Genomic DNA, 7,392 nt, shown 5'->3' with positions numbered 1-7,392 from the left:
GCTTCGCGTCGGGCACCATCGTGTCCTTCACGGTCGACCGCCGCCTGCTGGAAGCGGCCAACAACCAGGGCAACGGCATCTCGACCATCGAGAAGAAGGTCGACCTGCAAATCCAGGTCACCAACTCCAACGGCGCCCAGGTTACCCGCGACGGCATGAACGAGCAGGGTGACGGCAAGCTGTCGGGTGGCGACCAGGCGTTCGCATTCGACAGCGGCACCGTCCACCTGGATGTCGATGCGAAGACGATCAAGCAGGCGGCTTCGGCCAACTGCTCGGCCAACATCGTCACCAAGCAGATTTCCGACGCCAACTCCAAGAACGACATCACCGTCCAGCTGAACGAGACGAACACGAACTCGATCACGGTGGGCGCGGTGAACCTGACCACCAGCGGTCAGGGTCTGAAGCTCGACGAAGCGCAGAACAACTGGACGGACCGCGCCGACATCGACAAGGCGGTCGCCGGCCTCGACAACGCGAAGGCGACGATCCGTTCGGCCTCGCAGTCGCTGTCGACGAACCTGAACATCATCACGACCCGCGAGAACTTCACCAAGGAGTTCAGCGACGTGCTGACGGAAGGCGCCAGCAAGCTGACGCTGGCCGACCAGAACGAGGAAGGCGCCAGCCTGCTGATGCTGCAGACCCGGCAGCAGTTGGGCACCATCGCCCTCTCGCTCGCCAACCAGTCGCAGCAGTCGATCCTGCGCCTGTTCTAAGGCGTAGAGTTCCGACGGCGAGTTCGGGTAGGATCACGCCCGGCGGGCGGCGGCATCAGGCCGCCGCCCGTTTCTTTTTTGGGCCGGACCGGTCCGGCAAAGGCCGGACGGCAACGGCCCGCAAGCCCCGGGTTCCCTACTCATGCCACTCAAGTTCGTGCTTCGCCCCAACGAGAAGGTCATCATCAACGGTGCCGTCATCGGTGCCGGCGACCGTCCGGGTTCGTTCTTCCTCTACAACACCGCCAACTTCCTGCGCGGACGCGAGGTTCTGAAGGAAGAGCAGATCGACTGCATCGAGAAGAAGCTCTATTTCGTCATTCAGCTCGTCTACATCTTCCCGGAAGATTCGACGCTGAATCTCCAACGCTTCGCTTCGATATTGGACGAAACCCGCGAAGCGCGGCCGGACGCTTCCAAGACGCTGGACGAGATCGCGCGTCTGGTCGAAAGCCGCAATTATTATCGGGCGCTCAAGCTCTGCCGCAAGCTGTTCAGGACGGCGGATGGCGGATCGCCGGATGGCGGTATGGCCGATAGCGCCGCAGGCGACGACGAAGACCCACCGACCGACGATCGGACGCCGTGACCGCCGCCGAGCTGCTCGACGCCGCATTACCGCTGCATCGCGCCGGCCGCCTTGCCGACGCGCTGGCGCTTTACCGCCGGATCCTGACCGACGATCCGGCGCATGCCGACGCACTGCACCTGTCGGCGATCATCGCGCACCAGACCGGCCGCACCGCGGAGGCGCTGGCCAACCTGGGGGCCGCGCTGGCGGTGCAGCCCGGCTTCGCCACGGCCTACAACAGCCTCGGCAATGTCCTGGCCGATCTCGGCATGCTGGAGGAGGCGCTGGCCGCCTATGTGGTCGCAATCCGGCAGAACGACCGCTATGTCGAGGCCTACAACAACCGCGCCACCGTGCTTCAGCGCCTCGGCCGGCGGGATGAGGCGGCGGAGGCCTACGCCCGTGCGCTGACCATGGGGCCGGACAACCTGACGGCCCGTTTTAATTACGGCGTGCTGCAACGGGAATTGGGCCAGATCTCTCCGGCAGCCAACGCCTTCTATGCGGTGGTGCAGGCCGACCCTTCCCATTCCGCTGCATGGCGGCACTTGGCGATCTGTTTGCGTAACCTGGGGCATCCCGATGCGGAGGCCTGTCTGCGCCGCGCGCTGCAGGACGCGCCGGGCGACAAGGAGCTGTCGCTGGAACTGGGCGCCCTGCTGAACGGCCGTGGCGACCACGAGGCGGCCTGCGGCGTCCTGGCTGCGGCCGTCGCGGCGCATCCCGGCACTGCGCAGCTGCACTTCAGCTACGGCACCGCCCTTCAGGGCACGCGGCGCCTGAGGGAAGCGGTCGTGCAGTTCCGTCTGGCGCTGGACCGCGAACCGGCGATGCAGGGGGCGTGCAACAATCTGGGCGTGGCCTTGCTCGAACTGGGAGAGATGGGGCCGGCGACCCTGGTGCTCAGCCGCGCGGTGGCGCTCAGTCCCGGCGATGCCATGGTGGTGAACAACCACGGCACGTCGCTGGAAAGCCGCTACGACTTGGAAGCCGATTCCGAAAGGCCGGCGCGCTGGTATCGGCGAGCCCTGCGGCTCCGTCCCGATTATGGCAAGGCTCTGGTCAATCTTGCCGGCATCCATATCCTGCGGCGCGAACTCCACCATGCCGAAAATCTTTATCGCAGCGCCGCGGTGGCCGACCCGCGCAGCGTGGAGACCTTTGTCAATCTCGGCGGCCTGCTTCTCGACCGTGACGACCTTTCCCAGGCGGGACGGATGTACCGGCGAGCCCTGGCGATCGACGCCTGCAGCCCGTCCGCGCTGACTGGTTACGGTCTGGTCCTGCAAAGGCTCGGCCGCATCGGCGAGGCGGAGGCCGCGCATCGGCGTGCGCTGGAGATCGACGGCCGGCATGCGGAAGCGGCCGGCAACCTCGGCATGATGCTCTGGCAATGCCATCAGGACGATGCCGCGGCAGAACCCTGGATGGACCTTGCCCTGTCGGTCAATCCATCGCTCAACACCGCGCATCTCAACCGCGGCATGTTGCGGCTTTCCCGCGGCGATCTGCCCGGCGGCTGGGACGGCTACCGTCGGCGGTTCTGGGCGAAAGGCTATGTGAACCGGCGGATCGCCGCCCCGCTGTGGCAGGGGGAAAATCCCGCCGGGCGCCGCCTGCTCGTCTGGCGGGAACAGGGGGTCGGCGACGAGATCATGTTCGCCTCCTGCTACCCGTCGCTGATCGGGCGGGCCGGGCATGTGGTGATCGAATGCGACCGCCGGCTGGTGCCGTTGTTCGCGCGCTCCTTCCCCCAGGCGACGGTCAGGGCGGAGTCGGTCGATGCCGGCGGCGATGAAACCATCCAGCCGCCGGACGTCGATGCCCATGTCCCGGCCGGCGACCTGCCGGGCCGTCTGCGCACCAACCTGTCCGGTTTCGACGGGCAGGCGCCCTGGCTGGTGCCGGACCCGATGCTGGTGGAGCGATGGCGGGAGCGGCTGGCGGCGCTGGGGCCGGGCCTGCGGGTCGGCATCGGCTGGCGCAGCCAGATGATGACGTCGGAGCGCACGGCCGCCTATGTGATGCTGGACCACTGGGGGCCGCTGTTCGCCGTGCCCGGCCTGATCTTCGTAAACTTGCAGTATGGCGAGTGCGAAGCGGAGCTTCGGGCGGCGGAGGAGCGCTTTGGCGTGACCATCCACCGCTGGGCCGATCTGAACCTGAAGGACGATTTCGATGGCGCGGCGGCGCTGACCGTCAACCTCGATCTGGTGATCTCGCCGGCGATGTCGGCAGGCGAACTGGCCGGAGGGCTGGGGCTTCCGGTCTGGCGCTTCGGTGCCCGCGACTGGACCCAGTTGGGCAGCAGGGTCCGCCCCTGGTTCCCGACCATGCGCCTGTTCCAGCCGACTGCCGGCGAAGCTCTGGACGGGGCGCTCGCCCGGATGGCGAAGGAGTTGCAGCGCATGGCATCCGGCAGGCAGCAGGCCCAGCAGGCGGCCCAGGAGCCGGCCCAGGAGCCGGCCATGATTGCGCCCGCCAGGCCGGATCCCGACGACGACCGGAGGATGGCGGACGCCGTCGCCCATTACCGCACCGGCGACTTTGCGCTGGCGGAGTCCCTGGTGCGGCAATTTCTCGACAGGGTGCCCGGCCATTCGGTCGCCCTGCATCTGGGCGGCGTGCTGGCCAAGCGGCGCGGTTCGCTGGAGGAGGCGCAGGACCTGTTGGTCCGGGCCTCCGCCGCCGACCCGCACAACGCCTCGGCCCATGCCGCCCTGTGCGAAGTCCAACAGGGGCTGGGCCAGTTCGAAGCCGCCGACCGTGCATCCCGCGCCTGCGTTGCCGCACAGCCGGACGGTGCCGGCCATTGGGTAAACCGGACGGCGCTGCTCCGCCGCACCGGGCAGGTGGCGGCTGCCCGCTCCGCCATCATCCGCGCATTGCGCCTGCGCCCCGATCTGGCCCCCGCCCTGGGGCATCTTGCCGAACTGGCGGGCACCCCCGGAGAGGCGGTGAGGATCCATCGCATTGCGGTCAGCCTGACGCCGGGAACGGCCGACGCCCTCAGCAATCTGGGCGGCGCCCTCCACAAGCTGCTCCGCTTCGATGAGGCGGCGCGGATGCTGGACCGTGCGACCCGCTGCGACCCCGGCCTTGCCGTCGCCTGGACCAACCGCGGCAATGCGCTGGAAGCGATGGGTCGGATTGCGGAAGCGGAGACCTGCCACCGGACCGCCATCGAGCTTGCGCCGTCATTGGCCGATGCGCACGGCAACCTTGCCTATCTGTTGAAACGGCACGGCCGGCAGGAGGAGGCGCTTGCCGCCTTCGACGCGGCGCTGGAGGCCGACCCCAAGCATGCGCAGGCGCGATACAACCGCTCCCTTCTGTTGCTGGAAGCGGGTGCCTTGCGTGCCGGCTGGGCCGACCATGACTGGCGCTTCGCCACGCCGCAGTTCCAGGACCAGCGGCGCCGGCTGTCCATGCGGGCATGGCGGGGCGAAAACATTGCCGGGCGGCGGCTGCTGGTGTGGCGGGAACAGGGGGTGGGCGACGAGATCCTGTTCGCCTCCTGCTATGACGAGGCGATGCGGCGCGCCGGTCGTCTGGTGATCGAATGCGACCGCCGGCTGGTGCCGCTGTTCGCGCGATCCTTTCCCGGCGCCGACGTCCGGCCGGAGAGTGCCGACCCGCGCGACGCCGATCTCCAGATCGCCGCCGGCAACCTGCCGCGCCTGCTGCGTGCCGATCTGAAACGCTTTCCTACCCGATCGTCCTGGCTTGTGCCGGACCCGGCGCTGGTGGAGCGGTGGCGGGTCCGGCTGGCGGCGCTGGGGCCGGGCCTGCGGGTCGGCATCGGCTGGCGCAGCCAGCTGATGACCGCCGACCGCAAGGCTTCTTACGTGATGCTGGAGCATTGGGGACCGCTGTTCGCCGTGCCCGGCCTGACCTTCGTCAATTTGCAGTATGGCGACTGCGAGGCCGAGCTTCGGGCGGCGGAGGAGCGCTTCGGCGTGACCATCCACCGCTGGGCCGATCTGAACCTGAAGGACGATTTCGATGGCGCGGCGGCGCTGACCGCCAACCTGGATCTGGTGATCTCGCCTGCGATGTCGGCGGGCGAGCTGGCCGGTGCGCTGGGGGTTCCGGTCTGGCGCTTCGGCGGCCGCGACTGGACCCAGCTTGGCACCGGCGCCCGCCCCTGGTTTCCGACCATGCGGCTGTTCCAGCCGAACCACGGCGAAGGGCTTGAGGCAGCGATTGCCCGGATGGCGAATGCGTTGCGTGCCAGCGCGACGCCGCGGGGCAGGGCGGCCAGTCCGGCAGCGATCGGGGCAGGGGGGGGCGACTCCGGGACTGCCGACGCCGCAGATCCAGCCCCCGACCCGGACAGGCTTCTGGAACTTGCGGTCGCCGCCCACCGCAGCGGTGCCCATGACGAGGCGGCTCCCCTCTATGAACGGGTGCTGGCAAGCCGCCCACGCGACCCGGTGGCCTTGCACCTTTCGGGCCTGCTCGCCCACCAGTCGGGCGCGTCGGCGCGAGGGGAGGGTCGCATCGCCGCTGCGGTCGCCGAGGCTCCGGAATATGCGACGGCGCATATCAGCCTGGGGAATGTCCGTCTGGCGCTCGGGATGACGGGGCCGGCGGCGGCAAGTTTCCGGACCGCTCTGGCGGTCCAGCCCGACAGCGCGGCGGCCTTGACCAACCTCGGCAATGCACTCGACGCGCTGGAGCGGAGCGCCGCCTCGGCCGACCTTCATCGGAAGGCGGTCGCGGCCGACCCGGATCTGGCGGAGGCGCACGACAATCTCGGCGTCGCTCTCGCCCGGCTGGGCCGCTGGGCCGAGGCGGAGCGGGCGCATGCACAGGCGCTCCGTCGGGCACCGGGTCTGGAGGCGGGGTGGATGAACCTGTCGGTGGCGCTGCGCCGCCTCGGCCGGCTGGATGGGGCGGAACGGGCAGGGCGCCGTGCCCTGGCGCTCGCCCCCGCCCTGGCCGATGCAATGGCGAACCGCGGCCGGCTGCTGCGCGAACTGGGAGATCCCGCCGCGGCGGGTCCATGGTGTGCCCGCGCGCTTGCGGTTGAGCCCGGCCACGCGGCGGCGGCCTTCAATGGCGGGTTGCTGGCGCTGACGGCCGGCCGGCTGGCGCGGGGCTGGGAAGGCTATGACCGCCGCTTCGACACGCGCGACATGGCGGCGGCATTCCGGCACCCCGGTGCCCCTCTCTGGGACGGCGGGCCTCTGTCGGGGAAGCGCCTTCTGGTCTGGCGCGAACAGGGCATCGGCGACGAGCTGATGTTCGCACAGCGGTTGCCGGAACTGATCGCCCGGGCCGACCATGACGGGGGCCATGCCGTCGTCGAGTGCGATCCCCGCTTCGTCCCGCTGTTCGCCCGGTCCTTCCCCCGGGCAACGGTGCGGCCGGCCCCCGCCACGCCCGGCGAGCCGTCGTCCGACATCGACGCCCATGTCCCCATCGGATCGCTGTCGCGCCGATTGGGCGGCGCCTTGCCGGACTTCGCCACAGTGGGCGCCGCTTTGGGCGCCGCTTTGGGACCGGCCTTGCGCGCCGACCCGGCGGCGGTCGCGACCTGGTGGCGGCGTCTGTCCGGATTGGGAGACGGGCTGCGGGTCGGCGTCGCCTGGCGCAGCAGCCAGCTCGATCCCGACCGCATGCCCGACTACACGCGCATCGAGGATTGGCGGCCGCTGCTGACCTTGCCCGGCCTGATCCCGGTCAACCTGCAATATGGCGACTGCGGAGTGGAACTGGCGGCGGCGCGCGGCGCTTTCGGCCGGGCGCCACATGACTTTGCCGACCTCGACCTGCGCAACGATCTCGACGGCACGGCGGCGCTGATGTCGGCCCTGGATCTGGTGATCGCCCCGGCGACCTCCACCGGCGAACTGGCCGGAGCGCTCGGCGTGCCGGTCTGGCGGCTGGGACGCACGGGCGATTGGACGGCGCTCGGCACCTGTGTGCGGCCTTGGTTTCCGTCGATGCGGCTGTTCTGGACCGGTCCCGGCGAACGGGTGGCCGACCTTCTTCCCAAGGTGGCGGCGGCGCTTGAACGCGTCCGCCGGGCTGACGGCTGTTTCCGGAATCCGGACGTCAAAAGGCCGGGGTGAGGCGGTCCACCTCAACCCG

3 protein-coding genes are annotated in these 7,392 nt (G+C 69.6%); all 3 read left to right on the top strand.

Annotated features, from left to right (window positions below; all coding sequences use genetic code 11):
* Positions 1-722: flagellin (locus CRT60_RS17120; RefSeq protein ID WP_280177226.1), on the top strand; the 722-nt coding region annotated here is incomplete at its 5' end.
* A gap of 142 nt (positions 723-864) precedes the next feature.
* Positions 865-1,311 (top strand): flagellar biosynthesis repressor FlbT, encoded by a 447-nt coding sequence (locus tag CRT60_RS17115; RefSeq protein WP_098737716.1) that lies wholly within the window; start codon positions 865-867, stop codon positions 1,309-1,311.
* A complete protein-coding gene (locus CRT60_RS17110; RefSeq protein WP_098737715.1) occupies positions 1,308-7,373 on the top strand; it encodes a tetratricopeptide repeat protein in 6,066 nt (2,021 codons plus the stop codon). The genes CRT60_RS17115 and CRT60_RS17110 overlap by 4 nt, the downstream gene beginning before the upstream one ends.
* Positions 7,374-7,392 lie beyond the last annotated feature (19 nt).

This window comes from Azospirillum palustre (assembly GCF_002573965.1).
GTDB classification, from domain to species: Bacteria; Pseudomonadota; Alphaproteobacteria; order Azospirillales; family Azospirillaceae; genus Azospirillum; species Azospirillum palustre.
This window is presented reverse-complemented; position numbering and strand designations above follow the sequence as displayed.

Coding starts and splice junctions, on each gene's coding strand:
- CRT60_RS17115 (WP_098737716.1), top strand. CDS start 865: ATGCCACTCAAGTTCGTGCTTCGCCCCAACGAGAAGGTCATCATCAAC.